Genomic DNA, 20,252 nt, shown 5'->3' on the forward strand with positions numbered 1-20,252 from the left:
CAGGTTCCGGCCAAAAATGACAAGACAAGACGGGTCTGGTAACCTACGGTAGTGGCTGAAAGAGGCTGCTTTTCATCGTCTCTTTCCTTGGTCCGCACATCATTTGAGACGCGCATTTGGATTTTGAACACGACCACCTTTTGCCCCCTTACCGCAACGGTGCGACGCGGCATGTCCTGCCTGTGCCCGATGGCGTTTTGAGCCCATGAAGGACAGCATTCCGCCCTTTGTCTTTGTGTCCTATTCCCGTGCTGATTTGCGGCTGGTCATGGATCTGTCGGAACGCTTGCGCGGGCGCGGATGCCAGACGTGGGTGGATGTCGAGAACCTGCGCCCCGGCGATACATGGAAAGCGGCGATTGAATCCGCGCTGCATGCGGCGGATGCCATGGTGCTGATCGTGTCCCGCAAAAGCGTGGAAAGCGTCTGGACCAGTGTCGAGGTCCGGCTGGCGCGCGGGTGTGGCCTGCGCATCATCCCGATCCTGATCGAACCTGTGGCCCTGTCCGAGTTGCCCGATACGGTGACCGAATTTCAGGTGCTCAACCTCAACGGGGCAAGCCGCCGTACGCTTGTGGCCTCGGCCGCGGATGCAGTCGCGGCTTGTCTTGGGCTGGCCCCGCGTGACGACCCTGCCCCTGCAACCGCGCCCCGCCCCCTGTGGATCGAGGCGCATCCCAAAGGTGTGGCCGATCCGTGGCATCACCAGCACGAACCGCACCGGCCCGTGGACAGTCTGCGCCTGCGCCTTGATGTGCCGTTTGATCCGGTGCGCTGGGCAAGCGTGATGGATCTGGCCGACACGGCCCCGCGCGCGACACTGTTGCTGCCCCGCACCGTGGCGTCGCACGAGGCCGTGGTTCTGGCCGCCGCGCTTTCGGGCCGGGTGGGGCCAGAGCGGGTTCAGGTGGTCACGGATTTTCCGACCGACAGCGCGCTGCATCGCTTTGCTCCGATCCTGCAGATCGAGGTTCTGTCGCAGGTTCGCGGCGCGCTTTGTCTTGATGCGAAGGAGGCGATATAGATGCTGCCCACACCCCTGCAAGTGATCCTGTGCCACAAGGACGGCGGCGACACGCTGCGCCGTGCCATTCAAAGCGGGTTTCGCGGGCAGGGCACCGGGTATCTGTCGGGCGGTGATGATCTGAACGTGCCGATCCGGCGGCTGACAGCGGCGCCACCGAGTTCCGCAAGCGCGTTGTTGTCCGGGCCCTTGCACACCCTGCTGGTTGTCCTGATCGACAAGGCCCTGACCGAAGACACCGCCCTGTTGCAGTTCATCAACGATGCCAGTTCCCTGATCGAACAGACTGACCCGCAAAACGCGCTGCTGTTGATCGATATCGACGGCTCCTTTGATGCGTTTTGCGAAGGTGCGCCTGATGCGAGCTGGTCCCAGGCGATTCAGGCGCGGGATTTGGGGGAGGACGCCGTTCAGTCGACGGTGGCCACGCTGATTGCTCTGAACCTTGCCACACAGGCGGTCACGCGCGGCACCGCTTTGGTGCCCGACAAGCTGCAATTCTTTGTCAGCCATGCCAAGATCGACGGGCAGCCTCTGGCCCGCACGCTGGCCGATCAGATCAAACGGTTGCCAGGCTTTGCCGGGTTTTACGATGCGGATGACATTGCGCCGGGCACCAACTGGAAGAAAGTCCTGCAGCAAGGGGTTCAGGACTCCGTCCTGATCGTTCTGCGCTCAAAGGCGTTTGAGGGCCGGGTGTGGTGCCTGCAGGAAGTCCACTGGGCCGAGGAGTTCGGCTCTCCCATCGTTGTGGTGGACCTGCTGCACGATCTGATCCACCCGCCCAGCCAGCTCAACCTTGGGCAAAACTTCTCGATCCGGGTGCCGGATGGGAACATTTACCGCATCATCTTCATTGCACTTCGTGAGGGGCTGCGGGCGCGGTTGCATTTCCGCACGGTGCAGGCGTTTGTCGACACCGGCATTCTTCCAACGGGCGACTTGCGCGTTCTGGTGCGCCGACCGACGATGTTGTCGCTGTTTGCGGCCTGCAAGGCGATGAATGGCGGGACAATCGTCTATCCCGACCCTGCCCTGTCGGACGGTGAATTCCACGCCGCCGCCGCAATCGTGGCCGCAGCAGACGAAGACATCGCCTTGACGACCCCGCAGACGATAATGGCGGACCCCAGCCGCGGAGGGCTGACATGATGAGAGGCACAAAAACACGTCAGTTACAGGGCATGCGCGTCGGGCTGTCGATTTCCAACAGCGAGGATGCCGAAGCCCACGGGTTTGACGATGCCGAGGTCAACCGCGCAACACGCGAAATCGCGCAAGCCGTGCTGGCCCAAGGTGGCAGTCTGGTGTTCGGGCACGACTGGCGCCCCGAGGGCGTTATGGCCAGCCTGTTCCGCTTTGCCATGGATTATCAGATGCCCCGCAAAGACCTGTCCGAAGCCGAAGTGAAGGAGGCGGCCATTCGCAACTATGTCGCGTGGCCGCGCACAACCAACCTGTCGCGGGCCGAGCGGCGCCGGTTCGAGGATGTTCTGGACATCAAGGAAATCCGACCCCCCGATATCCCCCGCACCGCAACGCACACCCCGCTGCGCAACGTGGAAAGCCTGACCTATATGCGCGCGGCTTTGGTCGAGGATTCCGATGCGCGGGTGGCATTGGGTGGCCGCACGTCAGGGTCGGGCGGGCGCTGTTCGGGTGTGGTCGAGGAATGTCTGCTGACCTTGCAGGCGGACAAGCCGCTATACCTGTCGGGCATATTCGGCGGTGCGACGCAGCAGGTCATTGAAGTGATCCGCGGCCAGGACAGTGGCGATCTGAGCGCATTTCGTCCCCGCGCGGATGTGGCCGAGGCGCTTGGAGAGGTCAATCTGGCGGATGGATTCGGGATTAGTCCGAATGCGTTTTTCGACTATCCCGTCTGGCAACTGGCCCAGCGCAACGGCCTGACGGTTGAGCAAAATGAACAGATGTTCGATGCCGTGCATCTGAACGACGTGATTGGCCTGATGCTGATCGGCATGGGACAATTGAGTGATGACAGATACCGGGTGTGACGATCCTGCCCGTAGGAAAAAAGGCTGGGGGCAGCGCAGCAAGCAGTCGATGTCGGATTGCGGGTGCGCCGGGCGTTCGGCACGCGTGCCTGTGTCCAACACCTCAACGCAGCGTTGAAAAAGTAACGTGGCCGTGATACACTCATCCCGAGTATTTGTGACATTGAATTTGAGCCCTGATGGCTTCAAGAGTATTTTTTGGCTTCGGCCTGTTTCTGATTATTTCACTCGCCACGGGCGCGTCTTCTGTAACTGCCACGACCGAGGAGCGGTCGAAAATGAAGCTTGAACTGCACTTTACCGAAGGCTTCAGCGGGCAGCAGATATCAATTCATGTCAACGGACGAACTGTGGCGGAATTTTCCGCGCTCACGAGATTTCAAACAGGTCTTGCACATATTGAGGTGCTCGATCTGCCAGACGGAGAGGAGGTGGTGATAGACTTCAGTGACCCGAAGACCTCAGTACATCTCGACGTTGACGCATCGCACCCGTTTGTGACGTTTGCCTTGGAGCATGGAGTGTTGACCACACACAAGACAAATACGAGACCGGGATACCTTTAGGCACCGCGTTTTCGCCGACGATTTTTTGAAATTACAAAGAATTGGAGCGAGCCATGTCTGACACACCAGAGACACCAGAGAACCCTGATCTGCCCAATGAGGCGGTCACCGTTCCCGATGAAGAACACCCCGATTACATTGCCGGAACGATTTCCGAAGATGGCGAGGCCGAAGACGGTGTCGCCGAGGCCGACGATCCGGAGGCATTTACCCCCAACCCGTTAGGCCCCCTTCCCGGGCCATTGCCCGGACGCCTGCCCCGACCGTTTCCACTGCCCCGTCCCATCCCGATCCCGCAGTTTTGCAGTGCTGTCAGTGGGCGCTATCGTTACACGCCATTCGTGCGGGCGACACCGTTTCCGATCTCTCCGCGCTTGCCGTCACAGCCTATCGTGCCGCGCCCCGGCCCGTTCATCCCCATCAACCTGCTAAGCATCAAGGTGCGCGTGGATGTGGACCGGTTCTATCCCCAACAGCGCATTTCCATCGAAGTGAGCCGCCTGTTCCCCAGGTCAACGGCCCATGCCATTGCCGAGGTGACATCGGATATCTGTTCAGGCTTCAATCGCCGCACGGTGACCGCCGCGATCACGTACAGGGATGGCAATGCGTCCCTCATTCCCGGCAACACCGTCACCTTCAAGGCGACCCGCACGAGCGGATTTAACTATGGCAGCTATTCCCTGCGGCTGTCGGGCGGCGGGATCACCCCGCGCACCTACAATCTGGCCTTTGAGTCCCGCTATTTCGACCCTGTCGAATTCGAGGTCGACCGGGTGTCTAACGCAGGCACAATCGTGACCGCCTATAACACAGGTTCGCACCCCACACGGCCTGCGGCCCTGCCAAGCGAGACCCTTAGCCTTGAAACTGTTTATCAGCGCGCCGGGTTCGACGCGACCCGCTCGGCAGGCAGTGCGACGATCCCGACGGTGGGGGCCGGTGCCAATGGCACGTGGTCTGATGCAGAGATGCACAATGCGATGGTCACCTTCTGGTCGCGCTTTTCCAACCGGCCGCAATGGGCGATGTGGGTCCTTTATGCCGCGCGCCACGATCAGGGGCGCAGTCTGGGCGGTGTGATGTTTGACGACATCGGCACCCAGCACAGGCAGGGCACTGCCGTCTTCACCGACTCGTTCATTCAGGATGTCCCGCCCGGTGATCCAAACCCGGCCGCATGGCGCAACCGGATGCAGTTCTGGACGGCGATTCACGAGATGGGCCATGCCTTCAACCTCGCGCATGCGTGGCAAAAGGCCCTTGGCGCGCCGCAAGCCCCCGGTGATCCGTGGATCCCGCTGGCCAATGAACCCGAGGCACGCAGTTACATGAACTATCCGTTCCGTGTTTCGGGCGGGCAATCCGCGTTCTTCAGTGATTTCCAGTTCCGGTTCTCGGACGACGAACTGATCTTTATGCGCCACGCGCCGCGCAGGTTCGTGCAGATGGGCAATTCGAACTGGTTCGTGAACCACGGGTTTGAACAACCTGACAGCCTGAACCAGACCGGAAACTGGGCCCTTGTCATTCGGCCCAACCGCGACACCAACGCCTATCGCTTCCTCGAACCGGTGACGATGGAACTCAAGCTCACCAACACCGGGGACAGCACGGCAGCCGTGGATCACGAACTGCTAGAAGACGGGCGCCACATCAACGTCTTTATCCAGCGCGAGGGCGGCCTGACCAAGCCGTGGCGCCCCATGATCACCCATTGCCACGAGGAAGAGCAGGAACAGCTTGACCCCGGCGGCTCGATCTATGGCGCGCATATGATCAGCACGTCCACGGATGGCTGGCTGATCGACGAGCCGGGATTTTACAAGGTGCAGGCGGCGGTTGATCTGGGCGACGAGATCGTGGTGTCGAATGTCCTGCGGCTCTTTGTCGGATCACCGGCCTCGCATGGCGAAGAGGCGCTGGCCCCTGACTACTTCACCGAGGATGTCGGGCGGGTCCTGGCCTTTGGTGGCGCGCCGCAGCTTGAAACGGCGGGCACGGCGCTGAAAACGCTGACAGAGACCTGCAAGGACAACCCGGCTGTCAAACATGCCGAAGTTGCCCTGTCCTCGCCCAAGCTGCGCGATTTCAAGGTTCTGGCTGTCGGCGACTCGCGATCCGAACTGAAGGTCAAGACAGAGAATGCCAAGGTCAGTCAGGCCGCCAAGACGCAAAGCACGGCCCTGCTCAAGAGTCCGGACGTGGCTGCCGACACTCTCGGGCATATCCAGTACTTTGGCTATCTGCGGACACTGTCCGAAGCCATGGAGGATGCGGGCGACAAGACCGGCGCTGTCAAAGTCATGGAGGATACCATCAAGGTCATGAAAAAGCGCGATATTCTTGCGTCCGTGATTGACAACATCGAGGCGCGGCTGAAGCGGCGCACCTGAGCTTTGATCTGAAAGCACGACGGAGGCGGCTTTGGTCGCCTCTGTTTTTTTTGCGCCCCGCCGGCGTGCTAGGCTGCAAGGGATAAGAGTGCGGCGTTCCGTATCTGCACTGACAAACAGCGACATGAGGTCGGACCCGCAAGGTCGCGCGCGATACAATGGCTCGCTGTTTCCTTGCACATCCATCCGCTTGCCCCAATAAATCCAGAATGCGCGACAGCCAGACAAGGTGACCCCGATGGATCAGACAGAAATCGACGCTCTGCGTGCGCAGCCGGTGGCCCCGTTCAGGCATCTGATTGATGGCGCGCATGTGCCTGCGTCAGACGGCGGCACGATGGACGTCACCTCGCCCATCGACGGGACGGTGATGACCACGATGGCCGCCGGAAAAGGGGCCGATATGGAGGCGGCTATCGCCTCGGCCCGCGCCGCGTTTGAGGACGGGCGGTGGGCAGGTCAGCCCCCGGCGGCGCGTAAAAAGTCCTGATGAAATGGGCCGATCTGATCGAGGCCCATGCGCTGGAACTGGCGGTGCTGGGCGTGCGCGACAATGGCACGGAAATCAGCATGGCGCTGAAGGCCGAACCGGGGTCGGCGGCGGCAACGATCCGCTATTATGCCGAAGCGCTCGACAAAGTGTACGGAGAGATTGCGCCAACTGCCCCTGACATCCTTGGCCTGATCCACAAGGAACCCGTCGGCGTGGTGGGCGCGATCATCCCGTGGAATTTCCCGATGATGATCGGCGCATGGAAGCTCGGCCCGGCCCTCGCCATGGGCAATTCGGTTGTGCTGAAACCGTCCGAGGCCGCGTCGCTTTCGCTGATGCGCATGGCTGACCTTGCGCTTGAGGCGGGTCTGCCCCCCGGTGTTCTGAACGCGGTCACCGGCGAAGGACACGTTGTGGGCGAGGTGTTGGGTCTGTCCATGGATGTGGACGTTCTGGTGTTCACCGGATCAGGTGCCACGGGGCGGCGGCTGATGGACTATGCCGCGCGCTCGAACATGAAACGGGTCTATCTGGAACTGGGTGGCAAATCCCCCAACATCGTCTTTGCCGATGCCCCCAATCTGGACGAGGCCGCCAAGGTTGCGGCCAGCGGTATCTTTCGCAATGCGGGGCAAGTCTGTGTTGCCGGGTCGCGCCTGTTGGTCGAGGCATCGATCCATGATGAATTCGTCGCCGCCGTCACCAAGGCAAGCCAAGCGATGCGCGTGGGCGACCCGCTGCGCACCGACACCCAGATCGGGGCTGTGAATTCCGCAGCGCAGTTGGACGCAAACCTCGATTTTGTAAAAACCGCCACTGCCGAAGGCGGGCAGATCGTGACTGGAGGCTCCCGCATCTTGCAAGACACGGGCGGTTTTTACATGGCGCCCACGATTGTCACCGGGGTGGGCCACGATGCGACACTGGCACAGAAAGAAGTTTTTGGCCCGGTGCTGGCCGTCACCCCGTTCGCGACGGAGGACGAGGCCATCGCACTGGCGAACTCCACCGTTTACGGGCTGGCCGGGGCGGCGTGGACATCTGATCTGGGCCGTGCCCACCGGATGGTCAGGGGCGTGCGCACAGGCGTGATGCACATCAACACCTATGGTGGCGCGGATGGAACGGTGCCTTTGGGGGGTGTCGGTCAATCGGGGAACGGGTCGGACAAGTCGCTGCATGCCCTTGAAAAATACATCAATCTCAAGACGGCGTGGATCAAGCTTTAGGGGGTTTTCATGACCGACAAAACCATTCTGGTGATCGGCACCTATGACACCAAGGACGACGAGCTTGGCTTTGTTGCGGGCGTGATCCGCGATCAGGGCGGACGTGTTGTGACGATGGATGTGTCTGTGCTGGGTGATCCGTCGGCGCCGACCGATTATTCCAAGCACGACGTGGCACGCGAAGGCGGCAGCACCATTCAGGCGGCCATCGACAGTGGCGATGAGAACCACGCCATGCAGATCATGGCCAAGGGGGCGAGCCTGCTGGCCGCGCGGTTGCACACTGAGGGCAAGTTTGACGGCATGATCGTTCTGGGGGGCACGATGGGCACCGATCTGGCACTTGATGTCGCCGCGGCGCTGCCGCTTGGCGTGCCGAAATACATCGTGTCGACTGTGTCATTCTCTCCGCTCATCCCGGCCGAGCGGCTGGCGGCGGACACGCAGATGATCCTGTGGGCCGGGGGGCTTTATGGGTTGAATTCAGTCTGCAAGGCGTCGTTGAGCCAGGCAGCCGGAGCCGTATTGGGCGCGGCGCGGGCCGTGCAGAAACCGGACCCGGACAAACCGCTGATCGGGATGATGTCACTGGGCACATCGGCCCTGAAATACGTGATCCCGCTGAAACCTGCACTGGAAGAACGCGGGTTCGAAGTGGCGGTGTTTCACGCCACCGGCATGGGCGGGCGCGCGTTCGAAAGTCTGGCGGGCCAGGGCGCGTTTGCCTGCGTGTTTGATTTCTGCACGCAGGAGCTGGGCAATCATGTCAACGGGTCCAACATATCAGCCGGGGCGCATCGGTTGACCAATGCAGGGGCGCACGGCACGCCGCAGATCGTGGCCCCGGGGTGCTATGACCTTGTGGACGTGGTGGGCTGGCAGCCCATTGACGAGAAATGGGCAGATCATATGCAACATGCCCACAATCGCCTTTTGACCTCGATCGTGCTGCAGGCGGACGAGACGAAACGGGTCGCCCGCGCCCACGCGCAGCAACTGGCCACGGCAAAGGCACCGGTCGCGATGATCCTGCCGGAACACGGGCTCGGCGAATGGGACCGCGCCGGGGCGGACCTGCACAATCCAGAGGGCCTTGCCGCCTTTCTGACCGAGCTGGAGGCCACCCTGCCCGCCAATGTCGAAGCCTATCGCATCGCCTGCCACATCAATGATCCGGAATTTGCAGAAAAGGCGCTTGAGATTTTCGATGGCTGGCGCGCAGACGGCACCATCAGCGTCTAACCCTGCGCGCCGGGGTCCAGCCGCGCCAGCAGATCAAGCAGGGTTTCGTAATCTTGCGCGCCCAGCGTGTCCTTGAACCCCGCGACGATCTGCGCGGCCCGCCCCGCGCGGTCGTCAATGATCTTTTGCCCGGCGGCGGTGATTTCGACAAACTGACGCCGCCGGTCCTTGTCATCGCGGGTCTGGGTCACAAGGCCCTTGTCCCGCAGGGTCGCGGCGATGCGCGTGAGGCTGGGAAACAGAAGGCTGGCACGGTCCGCCAGCGTCTTGGCGTCCATCGCCCCGTATTCGGCCAGCACCCGCAGCACCCGCCATTGCTGTTCGGTGATCCCGGTTTCGGACAACATCTCGCGGATCGGGGCCATCACCCCTTCCCTTGCGCGGATCAGCGCGATGGGCAGGGACCGGGACGTCGAGGGGAGCGGTTTTGTCATCTGGGCCTCGGGGTGACGCCGCAACTGCGGCAACAGGGGTGTTGACATCAGACCATAGCGGTACTTAACTTCGCAACAATTAACATGTTAACCAAATATCGAGACGGAGGGAAAGCCATGAGTGCGCTTGAGGACAACGTTGCCAAACTGGACACCCATCTGGCCCGCTTTCGCGACACCGGCATCCTGAACCGCATCGGGGGTGTGGATGTGGCAGGTGCAGGCGGCACGTTCCACACGATCTCTCCGGTCGACAAGTCGGTGATCTGCGATGTTGCGCACGGCACGGCGGCTGACATCGACAAGGCCGCGCACGCCGCCCACGACGCCTTTGCCGCGTGGCGCGACATGCCCGCGACCGAGCGTCGCAAAATCCTGATCCGCATCGCCGAAGGGATCGAGGCCCGCGCCGAGGAAATCGCGCTGTGCGAATGCTGGGACACCGGGCAGGCCTATAAATTCATGTCCAAGGCCGCCCTGCGCGGGGCCGAAAATTTCCGTTATTTCGCCGATCAGGTGGTGCAGGCCCGCGATGGGCAGCATCTGAAATCGCCCACACTCATGAACATCACCACTCGCGTGCCCATTGGCCCGGTGGGGATCATTACGCCGTGGAACACACCCTTCATGCTGTCGACGTGGAAAATCGCGCCTGCGCTGGCCGCAGGATGCACCGTGGTGCACAAACCTGCCGAAGCCTCGCCCGTGACGGCCCGCCTGCTGGTCGAAATCGCCGAAGAGGCGGGCCTGCCCCCCGGTGTGCTGAACACGGTCAACGGGTTTGGCGAGGAGGCAGGCAAGGCGCTGTGCGAACATCCAAAGATCAAGGCGATTGCCTTTGTCGGCGAAAGCCGCACGGGGTCGATGATCACCAAACAGGGGGCCGACACACTCAAGCGCAACCATCTGGAACTGGGGGGCAAGAACCCCGTGATCGTCTTTGACGATGCCGATCTGGAACGCGCGCTGGATGCGGTCATCTTCATGATTTATTCGATCAACGGGGAACGCTGCACATCATCTTCGCGCCTTTTAGTGCAGGACACGATTCGTGAGACGTTCGAGGCAAAGCTGGTGGAGCGTGTGAACAACATCCGCGTCGGTCACCCGCTGGACCCCGCAACCGAGATTGGCCCGCTGGTGAGCGAAGAGCATTTCAACAAGGTCACCGGCTATTTCGACATTGCGCGACAGGACGGCGCGACCATTGCCGCAGGCGGTGAAACCGTGGGTGACACCGGGTATTTCGTGCGCCCGACCCTGTTCACCGGTGCCGACAACAGCATGCGCATCGCGCAAGAGGAAATCTTTGGCCCTGTTCTGACCTCGATCCCCTTTTCGAGCGAGGACGAGGCCTTGCAGATCGCCAATGACAGTCCGTACGGTCTGACCGGTTATGTCTGGACCAACGACCTGACCCGTGCGCTAAGGTTTACCGACAGACTGGAAGCCGGGATGATCTGGGTGAATTCCGAAAACGTGCGCCACCTGCCGACACCCTTTGGCGGTGTCAAAGCCAGCGGCATCGGGCGCGATGGCGGGGACTGGAGTTTCGAGTTCTACATGGAGCAAAAGCACATCGGATTTGCTACCGGACAACACAAGATCACCCGGTTGGGGGCAGGCTGATGGATATCATCTATGGCTCGCCCGCGCAGGTTGGCATCGTGCAGCGCGCCGCCGCGCTCCACAGATTGATCGGGGATGATCCACGCTTTACCTATCAGGGGCGCACGGTATCGCTGGTCGGCGAAACCCCTGAGGCCGCCGGGATTGTCACCGATCTGGTCCGATTGCAGGGCTATTCCAGTGTGCAATTCCTGCCGCGTGCGGCATCCGCCCGCATTCAGGCCCATCTGGCGCAGGCCGGTCTGAACCCGGTGGAATGGGAGCAATTCTGGGGTCAGGACAGCGCGCTTGAAGCGGCCCGCGACTTCCTCGCGGGCTATTCGCCGCCCGATGGGCTTGAGCTGTGTGAGACAGATGCCGACACCGACGACGACACCATTCACCGGATTTGCGCCATGTCGCAGGATCAGGGCGTGCTGACCGTACCGGGATCGGTCATGCGCGGGGCCGGACCACGCGGCGTGATGATGTATGTGCGCGCACCCGACGGCGCGGTTGTGGCCGCAGGCGGCGGGTATATGTCCTATCATCCCGACAGCGTGCGCGCGACTGAGGCGTTCTGGGGGATGCTGGCCACCGCGCCGGACTGGCGCGGCAAACGGCTGGCCTGCTGGGTCGGGGCCACGGTGATCCTGCGTCTGGCCGAACGCTACGGCGCGCGCGGCTTTTCCAGCGGCGTCAAGGCTGACAATGCCGCCTCGCAGGCCATGTGCACCCGCCTTGGCCTGATACAATCCGAATTCGTCTATTCCGGTGCCACCGACCCCGCCATGCTTGGCGATGGGCCGATCACCCGCTGAGGAGAGCACAGATGCCCGTCCCCGCCCCCAACCTGCACCCCGACTTTAACGTCATCCGGCTGAGCCATGTGTGCCTGAACGTGGCCGATCTGAAAGCCTCAAAGACGTTTTACACCGATATCCTTGGCCTTCAGGTCACCGATGAAAGCGACACCCACACCTACCTGCGCGCGATGGAAGAGCGCGGGCACCATTGCGTCATCCTGCAGAAATCCGATCAGCCGGGGACGGTCGAGGTGATGGGGTTCAAGACCTTTGACGAGGATGATCTGGATCGCGGCGAGGCCTATTTCAAAGCCAAGGGCCGCCCGACCGCATGGGTCGAACGCCCCTATCAGGGCCGCACGCTGCTGACCTCGGACAATTTCGGGATCCCGCTGGAGTTTTATCACAAGATGGATCGCCTTACCCCGATCCACCAGAAATATGCGCTCTACCGCGGGGTCAAACCGCTGCGCATCGACCATTTCAACTGTTTCAGCCCGGATGTGGACGCCTCTGTCGCGTTCTATTCCGACTTTGGTTTTCGCGTGACGGAATACACCGAGGATGCGGAGAGCAAGAAGCTGTGGGCGGCGTGGATGCACCGCAAGGGCGGCGTGCACGACATGGCCTTTACCAACGGCACCGGCCCGCGCCTGCATCATGTGGCGTTCTGGGTGCCGACCCCGCTCAACATCATTGATCTGCTCGATCTGATGTCGACGACAGGCTATGTCGGCAATATCGAACGCGGCCCCGGGCGGCACGGCATTTCCAACGCCTTTTTCCTTTATATTCTGGACCCGGACGGGCATCGGATCGAGATTTACTGTTCGGATTATCAGACTGTTGATCCCGACCTTGAGCCCATCAAGTGGGACCTCAAGGACCCGCAGCGCCAGACCCTTTGGGGGGCTCCGGCCCCGGAAAGCTGGTTCAAACACGGCACCACCTTTGTGGGCGTTGACACGCAGGAGTCGGGCATGACCGCCAGCCCGATCATTGCGCCATGAACTGGGACGATTTCGCAGACTGGAGCAAGCAGATCGCCGACTGGGGCGCGCAGTATCACAAGACCCTGCGCGACCGGCCCGTGCGTGCGCAGACCCGCCCCGGTGACATCGCCGCCCAGTTGCCTGCCAGCCCGCCGCAGCATCCCGAAGCGATGGCAGACATCCTGCGCGACTTTGAAGAGATCATGATGCCGGGCATGACCCATTGGCAGCATCCCCGCTTTTTCGCCTATTTTGCAGCCAATGCCGCCCCCCCGTCCATGCTGGCCGAACAACTGGTCAACACGGTGGCGGCACAGTGCATGTTGTGGCAGACATCTCCCGCCGCGACCGAGGTCGAGGGGCTGATGATCGACTGGATGCGTCAGGCGCTGGGGCTTGATGCAGTATTTACCGGCGTCATTCAGGATTCCGCCTCCTCTGCCACCCTGTCTGCGGTGTTGACCATGCGCGAACGCGCGACCGGGTATACGGGCAACCGCGACGGGCTGTCGGGCAAGGGGCAGTTGCGCATCTACTGTTCGGATCAGGTGCATTCATCGATTGACCGGGCGTGTTGGGTGGCCGGGATCGGGCAGGCCAATCTGGTCAAGATCCCCGGCACCGGGCCGCTGCATGGGATGGAGGCGGGCGCATTGGACGCCGCCATCAAGGCGGACCTTGCGGCAGGCCACGTTCCTGCGGGCGTCATTGCGATCACCGGCGGCACCGGGGTCGGCGGGTCGGACGATCTGGCCGCGATCCTTGAGGTCACGCAGGCGCATGACCTTTACACGCATCTGGACGCGGCATGGGCGGGGTCGGCGATGATCTGCCCCGAGTTTCACGCCGCCTTCTGGCGGGGGTGGACGGGTTCGACAGCATCGTCTTCAACCCGCACAAGTGGCTTGGGGCGCAGTTTGACTGCTCCATCCAGTTCCTGCGCGATCCCACACCGCAACTCAACACGCTCAAGATTGAACCGGAATACCTCAAGACAACCGGTGATGCAGTCACCAATTATTCGGAATGGACCATTCCACTGGGCCGCCGCTTTCGCGCGCTGAAGCTGTGGTTTCTGATCCGGTCGTATGGGCTTGACGGCTTGCAGGCCCGCATTCGAAATCATGTCGCATGGGCCGAGGAGCTGTGTGCAGCGCTGCGCACTTTAGACGGGTTCGAGATCACCACCGATCCGATCCTGAGCCTGTTTTCCTTCCGCTGCCCCGGCGATGACGACATGCAGCAAGGGCTGGTCGATGCGATCAACGACGATGGTCGGATTTACCTGACCCAAGGGTCCTTTGCGGGGCGCAAAATCATCCGGGTGCAGGTCGGTCAGTTCGACACCACGCGCGCGGACGTCATGATGGTGCACACCGTCGTGCAAGAGGTTTGGGAGCAGATCAGATGAGATTCGCCACATATACGAGCGGCGGGCAGACCTGCTTTGGTGCTGTCACGGATGCGGGCATGATCGCGCTGAACGATGCGGTGCCACAATGGCCCACGCTGTTTGATGCGGTCCAGTGCCGGGGGCCTTGACGAACTGGCCCGCGCCGCCGAGGGCCGCGCCGTCACCCACACCGAATTTCGCTATGACATGGTGATGCCCAATGCGCGCCGCATCCTGTGCGTCGGTGTGAACTTTCCCGACCGCAATGCGGAGTACAAAGACGGCTCCGAACAGCCGAAATACATGTCCCTCTTTCCCCGCTTTGCCAGCGGCTTCACCGGCCATGACCGCCCATTGATCCGCCCCCCGGAAAGCGCGCAACTGGATTACGAGGGCGAGGTTGCCGTCGTGATTGGCAAGGGGGGCGGCGCATCGCGCAGGCCGACGCCTATGACCACATCGCCGCGCTGACCCTGTGCAACGAAGGCACGATACGCGACTGGGTGCGCCACGCGAAATTCAACGTCACCCAAGGCAAGAACTGGGACAATTCGGGGGCCATTGGCCCGTGGCTTGTCCCGTTCAAGGACGCTGCACAACTGGACGAGGCGCGCATTATCACCCGCGTGAACGGAGAGGTGCGTCAGGACGATGTGCTGTCGCGCATGATGCACCCCATCCGGCGCGAGATCGAATATATCTCGACCTTCATGACGCTGGCACCCGGCGACATCATCGTGACGGGAACCCCCACCGGGTCAGGCGCACGTCTGGACCCGCCGCAGTTCCTCAAACCCGGTGACGTGGTCGAGGTCGAGGTGAACGGCATCGGCACCTTGCGCAATAGGGTCGAGGACGAAATGCCATGACCCCCGAAGATCACGCAAACGCAGCCAACGACCTGCTGGGCGCAGAAGCCTCCGGCGATCAGATCGGCCTTTTGACACGGCGCTTTCCCGATATGGGGATGGATGACGCCTATGCGGTGCAGAACGCGATTTACCGCGCCAAGCTGGCGCAGGGCCGTTCGGTTGTGGGTTGGAAGATCGGGCTGACCTCCAAGGCGATGCAATATGCGCTGAACATCGACATCCCCGACAGCGGCATCCTGTTTGACGATATGGTGTTTGAAGATGGGGCAACCGTGCCCGCAGGTCGCTTTATCCAGCCCCGGATCGAGGCCGAGATCGCATTCGTGATGAAATCCGCAATCGGCGGGGCCGATGTGACACGCGACGATGTGCTGGCCGCGACGGACTATGTCGCGCCCTCCATCGAAATCCTCGACACGCGGATCGTGCGGGTCGATCCGGAGACAGGTCAGACGCGCACAGTGTTTGACACGATCAGCGACAATGCCGCCAATGCGGGCGTGGTGCTGGGGCGCGCTCGTCACGAGGTTGATGCGTTCGATCTGCGCTGGGTCGGTGCGATCACATCGCGCAATGGCGCGGTCGAGGAAACGGGTCTGGGTGCTGGTGTGCTGAACGATCCGGTCGAAAGTGTCGTCTGGCTGGCCCGGCGCATGGCGCAGTATGGCCAAAGCATCGCGCCCGGCCAGATCATCCTGTCGGGCAGTTTCATCCGCCCGGTCGAATGCCCGTCCGGTGCCGAGATCCATGCCGACTTTGGCCCCTTCGGATCAGTCGATATCGCCTTCGCCTGATGGCGCACGCCGGTCACGGGCCACGTCGGCGATCCGCGCCAAAGCCATTCCAGCTTGCACCCCCGCCTCGCCTGCCTTACACGGGTGACAACACAGAACGTGAAGGAGCTCGGCCATGCGCAGGGTCAAACCGGGGGTTGCGGATGAGAAGGGTTGTCGTAACAGGCCTGGGCATCGTCTCATCCATCGGAAACAACGCCGACGAAGTGCTGGCAAGCCTCAAGGCTGGCACGTCCGGTATCGTCGCATCCGAGGAGATGGCCGAACACGGGTTTCGCAGCCAGATCGCCGGCACACTCAAGCTGGATGTGGCCGATCACGTGGAAAAGCGCAGTCTGCGCTTTATGGGTCCGGGTGCCGCCTATGCGCATATCGCCATGACGCAGGCCATCGCGGATGCGGGGCTGGAAGAGGGTGACATCGTGAACCCGCGCACTGGCCTTGTGGCCGGATCGGGCGGGCCATCGACCTCTGCGATGCTTGCCGCCCACCAGACTGTTCTGAAAACCGGTGCTACCAAGCGCATCGGCCCCTTTGCAGTGCCCAAATGCATGTCCTCGACGATCAGCGCGAACCTTGCGACCGGGTTCAAGATCAAGGGCATCAACTATTCCATCACATCCGCCTGCTCGACCTCGCTGCACTGCATCGGCAATGCGGCCGAACAGATCATGCTGGGCAAACAGGACGTGATGTTTGCAGGCGGCGCCGAGGAACTGGATTGGACCCTGTCCTGCCTGTTTGATGCGATGGGCGCGATGTCATCCAAGTACAATGACGCACCCGAAACCGCGAGCCGTGCCTTTGACGCCAATCGCGACGGGTTCGTGATTTCAGGCGGCGGCGGGATTGTCGTGCTTGAGGAACTGGAACACGCCAAGGCGCGCGGTGCCAAGATTTACGCCGAGGTGACCGGGTACGCCGCCACATCCGACGGGCACGACATGGTGGCCCCGTCAGGCGAAGGCGGCGAACGGGCGATGCGCGTGGCCCTTGAAACCCTGCCCGACGGGCGCAGCGTCAGCTACATCAACGCACATGGCACCTCGACCCCCGTGGGCGATGTGGGCGAAATCGAAGCGGTGCGCCGGGTGTTTGGCGAAGGATCAACGCCCCCCGTCAGCTCGACCAAGTCGATGACGGGACATGCGCAGGGGGCAGCCGGCGCGCTTGAGGCGATATTCAGCCTCTTGATGCTGGAAAATGATTTCATCACCCCCTCGATCAACGTCGAAACGCTTGATTCGGCCCTTGATCCGGCCGAAATCGCAACTGCGCTGAAGCTGGACGCGGGGCTGGATTGCGTCATGACCAACTCCTTTGGATTTGGCGGCACGAACGGGTCGATGATCCTTTCGAAATATCACGGGTAAACACTGAATATGTCCGATTTGCTCAAAGGAAAACGCGGTCTGATCATGGGCGTCGCCAATGATCGTTCGATCGCATGGGGCATCGCCAAAGCGCTGCACGAGGCGGGGGCCGAACTGGCCTTCACCTATCAGGGTGAGGCGTTTGGCAAGCGGCTGGAGCCGCTGGCAGCGAGCGTTGGCTCAGACTTTATGGTCGACGTGGATGTCACGGACGACGCCTCGCTTGATGCGGCGTTTGAGGCCCTTGAGGCACGTTGGCCGACCATTGATTTCGTCGTGCACGCCATCGCCTTTTCGGACAAATCCGAACTGACGGGCCGGTTCCTGAACACCAGCCGCGCGAATTTCAAGCATTCGATGGATATCTCGGCCTACAGCTTTATCGAAGTGGCCCGGCGCGCCCATCCGCTGATGATTGAAAACGGTGGCACGCTGTTGACCCTGACCTATCAGGGCAGCAATCGCGTTGTCCCCAATTACAACGTCATGGGCGTGGCCAAGGCCGCACTGGAATCCGCCACGCGGTATCTGGCCAACGATCTGGGCCCCGAAGGCATCCGCGTGAACGCCATTTCGCCGGGGCCGATGAAGACCCTTGCGGGGGCCGCAATCGGTGGTGCGCGCAAGACCTACAAGCACACCGATCTGAACGCGCCCCTGCGCAGCAATGCGACGCTGGAAGCGGTGGGTGGCACCGCCGTCTACCTCTGTTCAGATGCGGGCGCCTGCACCACCGGAGAGATCATTCGCGTCGATGGCGGCTTTCACGTGCTCGGTATGCCGCAACCCGACTACCTCTGAACTTTTTCACGGTATTGCCCAAAAACCGCCAAACTGAGGCGGTAGCGGTTTCGGCATGGATATGGCTGAACTTGATCGCGCCCGCCTGCTGGAGCGCACTTACGAGCGCCGCGCGGCACGCACGCGGCGGGCCAAATGGTTGGGCGGCGTGCTGTTTTCCCTGAGCGGGATGGCACTGACGCTGACGCTGATGCTGAACCCGGATCTGGCGTCACGGGTCGTTGAATGGTCACACGGCACCCACGTGCCCAGCGAATTGCTGGCCGTGGATGAACCGACCGATATCCATGTGCGCAGCATGCCCCGAGACGTGGTGCCCGTGCGCCGCGGCAGCCTGCCCGGCAGCGGGTCATCGCCGTAGCGCTCGACTGATCACCCCTCAACATTCCGGAATATGCGGCCTTCGGCCTTGCCGTGGTCGCTACAGATTTAGGCAAATCGCGTCTTTAGCACCCCGTTAGCGAACCCGCGTTATGCCCCCTCCCAAGACTTTGGGAGCGTGCGATGGCCGAAATCGACGGCGACGAGGGCGACAACACGATCAATGGCGGATCGTCCAACGACAACATTGAAGGCAATGGCGGTCAGGACAGCCTGAATGGGGGCGGCGGAAGCGATACGGTTTCCGGCGGCTCAGGCAACGACTCGATCGATGGCGGCGCGGGCGACGACACTGTTTACGGGGGTGACGGGGATGACACGATCACCGGCGGTTCCGGCGATGACGTCATTGTCGGCGGGCGTGGCGACGACGTCATGTCTGCGGGCAGCGGGTCACGAACGGACACCTACGTTATCCGCGATGGTGACGGCAATGACACGATCACGGATTTCGACCCGAACGAGCCCGACATTATCCGGTTCGATATGGATGAAATGTCGACCTATCAGGACGTGCTTGACCGGATCACGACCGATGGAAACGACACCATCATCACCTATGACAACGGGTCAACCACCCGCCTTCTGAACACTGACCCCGCGACCCTCAGTTCCACGAATTTCGAATTTGGTCCCGGTCCGGTCTGCCTGTGCGAAGGGACGATGATCGAAACGCCCTCCGGTCCGCGCCCGGTTGAGGATTTGAAAGTCGGTGATCTCGTCATCACGCTTGATCATGGGCCGCAGCCCGTCGCCCACGTCATTTTCGAAACGGTCAGGTTTCGCAACCGCCATGACCGGCGCAAGCCCATCATGGTGGCGCAAAGTGCCCTGGGGCCGATGGTTCCGGACTGCACCACTATTCTGTCGCCGCAACACCGCGTTCTGGTGCCGTGCGGCGCGGTCGGGCAGGACGTCCTTGTTCCGGCCGTTAAGCTGACCGGGCGCGCGGGTGTGCGACGGATGAGGGGGCGCAAGTCCGCCCAATACTACAACCTCATTCTGGACCGGCACAGCATCATCATGGCGAACGGGTGTTTTCTGGAAACGCTGCTGGTGAGCGATTTTATCCTGCCAAAGCTGCTGGCCATGGGTGTCGCGCTGAGTGCAGAACAACGCAATATGACGCCTGCTCGCATGTTGGTATCACGCGATCCCATGCAGTCCGTGGATTTTTGGAGCAGGCCCGCCCTGTGCGGATAGGGGATGTTACTACGCGGGCGCACTTCGGAAACCTATGCCCCAAACGGTGCCCAAACCCTATGCCGCGTCGATTGACACCACTTCGAATTCAAACACCAGATCACGGCCCGCCAGCGGGTGGTTGGCGTCCAGCATCACCTGTTCGTCGTCAATCTCCGTCACGGTGACCGGCATCGGCTGGCCCTCGGGGGTTTGCATCTGCAATTGCATGCCAACTTCAAGCGGGATGTCATCGGGGATCGCGTCGCGCGGCACGCCCTGATGCAGGGCCGGATTGATCGGGCCGTAAGCATCCGCGCAGTCGATGCTCACGGTCTTCTTTTCACCTTCCTGCATGCCCGGCAGGGCTGAATCCAGGCCCTTGATGATGTGCCCGGCACCCACGACAAATTCCAGCGGGTCGCGCCCTTCGGAGCTGTCAAAGGTGGTCCCGTCTTTCAGTGTGCCCGTGTAGTGGATCCGCACTGTGTCGCCGTCCTTGATCTCGGCCATGTGGCATGCTCCTTTTGGTTGAGGCATACCCTGCCCGTCTGAGCGCAGGGGGTAAACCCCACATGACCGGTTTTCGCATGTGCCTCCTTTTCGCGCCTCAGCCCCTTTTCGTCCCCGCGCCTCCGTGCCACTCTG

At 61.8% G+C, this 20,252-nt stretch carries 16 protein-coding genes and 3 pseudogenes; 17 read left to right on the forward strand and 2 right to left on the reverse strand.

The genetic code is table 11. From position 1 onward, the window contains the following. Positions 1-205 precede the first annotated feature (205 nt). From ACERZ8_RS00185 to ACERZ8_RS00215, 7 genes and pseudogenes are all read left to right on the forward strand, one after another. The gene (locus tag ACERZ8_RS00185) at positions 206-1,024 is read left to right on the forward strand and encodes a toll/interleukin-1 receptor domain-containing protein (protein ID WP_407590115.1); all 819 of its coding nucleotides are present in this window, start codon (positions 206-208) and stop codon (positions 1,022-1,024) included. Next, positions 1,025-2,176 carry a toll/interleukin-1 receptor domain-containing protein gene (locus ACERZ8_RS00190; protein WP_407590116.1) on the forward strand — a complete coding sequence of 384 codons (1,152 nt, stop codon included), beginning with the start codon at positions 1,025-1,027 and terminating at the stop codon, positions 2,174-2,176. It abuts the gene before it with no gap. Beyond that, positions 2,173-3,042 carry a hypothetical protein gene (locus tag ACERZ8_RS00195; RefSeq protein WP_407590117.1) on the forward strand — a complete coding sequence of 290 codons (870 nt, stop codon included), beginning with the start codon at positions 2,173-2,175 and terminating at the stop codon, positions 3,040-3,042. Before ACERZ8_RS00190 ends, ACERZ8_RS00195 begins: the two co-directional genes overlap by 4 nt. Before the next feature lie 179 nt (positions 3,043-3,221). Next, entirely contained in the window at positions 3,222-3,608 is a 387-nt protein-coding gene (locus tag ACERZ8_RS00200; RefSeq protein ID WP_407590118.1) for a hypothetical protein, read from the forward strand. 53 nt (positions 3,609-3,661) lie between these two features. Then, entirely contained in the window at positions 3,662-6,004 is a 2,343-nt protein-coding gene (locus tag ACERZ8_RS00205) for a zinc metalloprotease (RefSeq protein WP_407590119.1), read from the forward strand. Between the two features lie 238 nt (positions 6,005-6,242). Next, positions 6,243-7,726: pseudogene (locus ACERZ8_RS00210) on the forward strand (aldehyde dehydrogenase family protein). Between the two features lie 9 nt (positions 7,727-7,735). Further along, positions 7,736-8,968 carry a Tm-1-like ATP-binding domain-containing protein gene (locus ACERZ8_RS00215; RefSeq protein ID WP_407590120.1) on the forward strand — a complete coding sequence of 411 codons (1,233 nt, stop codon included), beginning with the start codon at positions 7,736-7,738 and terminating at the stop codon, positions 8,966-8,968. Here the strand turns inward: ACERZ8_RS00215 and hpaR are convergent. Beyond that, positions 8,965-9,402, reverse strand: a complete 438-nt coding sequence (hpaR, locus tag ACERZ8_RS00220; RefSeq protein ID WP_407590121.1) for a homoprotocatechuate degradation operon regulator HpaR — start codon at positions 9,400-9,402, stop codon at positions 8,965-8,967. The genes ACERZ8_RS00215 and hpaR overlap by 4 nt on opposite strands. A gap of 117 nt (positions 9,403-9,519) precedes the next feature. On the opposite strand from hpaR, the gene hpaE reads away from it, so the two are divergent. The 10 genes and pseudogenes from hpaE (at position 9,520) to ACERZ8_RS00270 (ending at position 19,625) form a co-directional block, all read left to right on the forward strand. Continuing rightward, a complete protein-coding gene (gene hpaE, locus ACERZ8_RS00225; RefSeq protein ID WP_407590122.1) occupies positions 9,520-11,031 on the forward strand; it encodes a 5-carboxymethyl-2-hydroxymuconate semialdehyde dehydrogenase in 1,512 nt (503 codons plus the stop codon). Continuing rightward, on the forward strand, positions 11,031-11,831 hold the full coding sequence (locus tag ACERZ8_RS00230; protein ID WP_407590123.1) for a GNAT family N-acetyltransferase: 801 nt from the start codon (positions 11,031-11,033) through the stop codon (positions 11,829-11,831). The genes hpaE and ACERZ8_RS00230 overlap by 1 nt, the downstream gene beginning before the upstream one ends. An 11-nt stretch (positions 11,832-11,842) precedes the next feature. Continuing rightward, positions 11,843-12,826 carry a 3,4-dihydroxyphenylacetate 2,3-dioxygenase gene (gene hpaD, locus ACERZ8_RS00235; protein ID WP_407590124.1) on the forward strand — a complete coding sequence of 328 codons (984 nt, stop codon included), beginning with the start codon at positions 11,843-11,845 and terminating at the stop codon, positions 12,824-12,826. Continuing rightward, positions 12,823-14,219 (forward strand): annotated as a pseudogene (locus ACERZ8_RS00240) (pyridoxal phosphate-dependent decarboxylase family protein). The gene hpaD and the pseudogene ACERZ8_RS00240 overlap by 4 nt, the downstream one beginning before the upstream one ends. Further along, a pseudogene (locus tag ACERZ8_RS00245) lies at positions 14,216-15,070 on the forward strand (fumarylacetoacetate hydrolase family protein). Before ACERZ8_RS00240 ends, ACERZ8_RS00245 begins: the two co-directional pseudogenes overlap by 4 nt. Beyond that, positions 15,067-15,867 carry a 2-oxo-hept-4-ene-1,7-dioate hydratase gene (hpaH, locus tag ACERZ8_RS00250; RefSeq protein ID WP_407590125.1) on the forward strand — a complete coding sequence of 267 codons (801 nt, stop codon included), beginning with the start codon at positions 15,067-15,069 and terminating at the stop codon, positions 15,865-15,867. The pseudogene ACERZ8_RS00245 and the gene hpaH overlap by 4 nt, the downstream one beginning before the upstream one ends. Before the next feature lie 143 nt (positions 15,868-16,010). Further along, the gene (gene fabB, locus ACERZ8_RS00255; RefSeq protein WP_407590126.1) at positions 16,011-17,240 is read left to right on the forward strand and encodes a beta-ketoacyl-ACP synthase I; all 1,230 of its coding nucleotides are present in this window, start codon (positions 16,011-16,013) and stop codon (positions 17,238-17,240) included. A 9-nt stretch (positions 17,241-17,249) separates the two neighbouring features. Then, entirely contained in the window at positions 17,250-18,041 is a 792-nt protein-coding gene (locus ACERZ8_RS00260) for an enoyl-ACP reductase FabI (protein ID WP_407590127.1), read from the forward strand. A gap of 61 nt (positions 18,042-18,102) precedes the next feature. Continuing rightward, positions 18,103-18,402 carry a hypothetical protein gene (locus ACERZ8_RS00265; RefSeq protein WP_407590128.1) on the forward strand — a complete coding sequence of 100 codons (300 nt, stop codon included), beginning with the start codon at positions 18,103-18,105 and terminating at the stop codon, positions 18,400-18,402. A 143-nt stretch (positions 18,403-18,545) separates the two neighbouring features. Beyond that, positions 18,546-19,625 carry a Hint domain-containing protein gene (locus tag ACERZ8_RS00270; protein WP_407590129.1) on the forward strand — a complete coding sequence of 360 codons (1,080 nt, stop codon included), beginning with the start codon at positions 18,546-18,548 and terminating at the stop codon, positions 19,623-19,625. Positions 19,626-19,682: 57 nt separating this feature from the next. Here the strand turns inward: ACERZ8_RS00270 and ACERZ8_RS00275 are convergent, their stop codons facing one another. Next, positions 19,683-20,117, reverse strand: a complete 435-nt coding sequence (locus ACERZ8_RS00275) for an FKBP-type peptidyl-prolyl cis-trans isomerase (RefSeq protein WP_407590130.1) — start codon at positions 20,115-20,117, stop codon at positions 19,683-19,685. Positions 20,118-20,252 lie beyond the last annotated feature (135 nt).

It is taken from the genome of Tateyamaria armeniaca, from assembly GCF_045797845.1.
In the GTDB taxonomy this organism is placed as follows: domain Bacteria; phylum Pseudomonadota; class Alphaproteobacteria; order Rhodobacterales; family Rhodobacteraceae; genus Tateyamaria; species Tateyamaria armeniaca.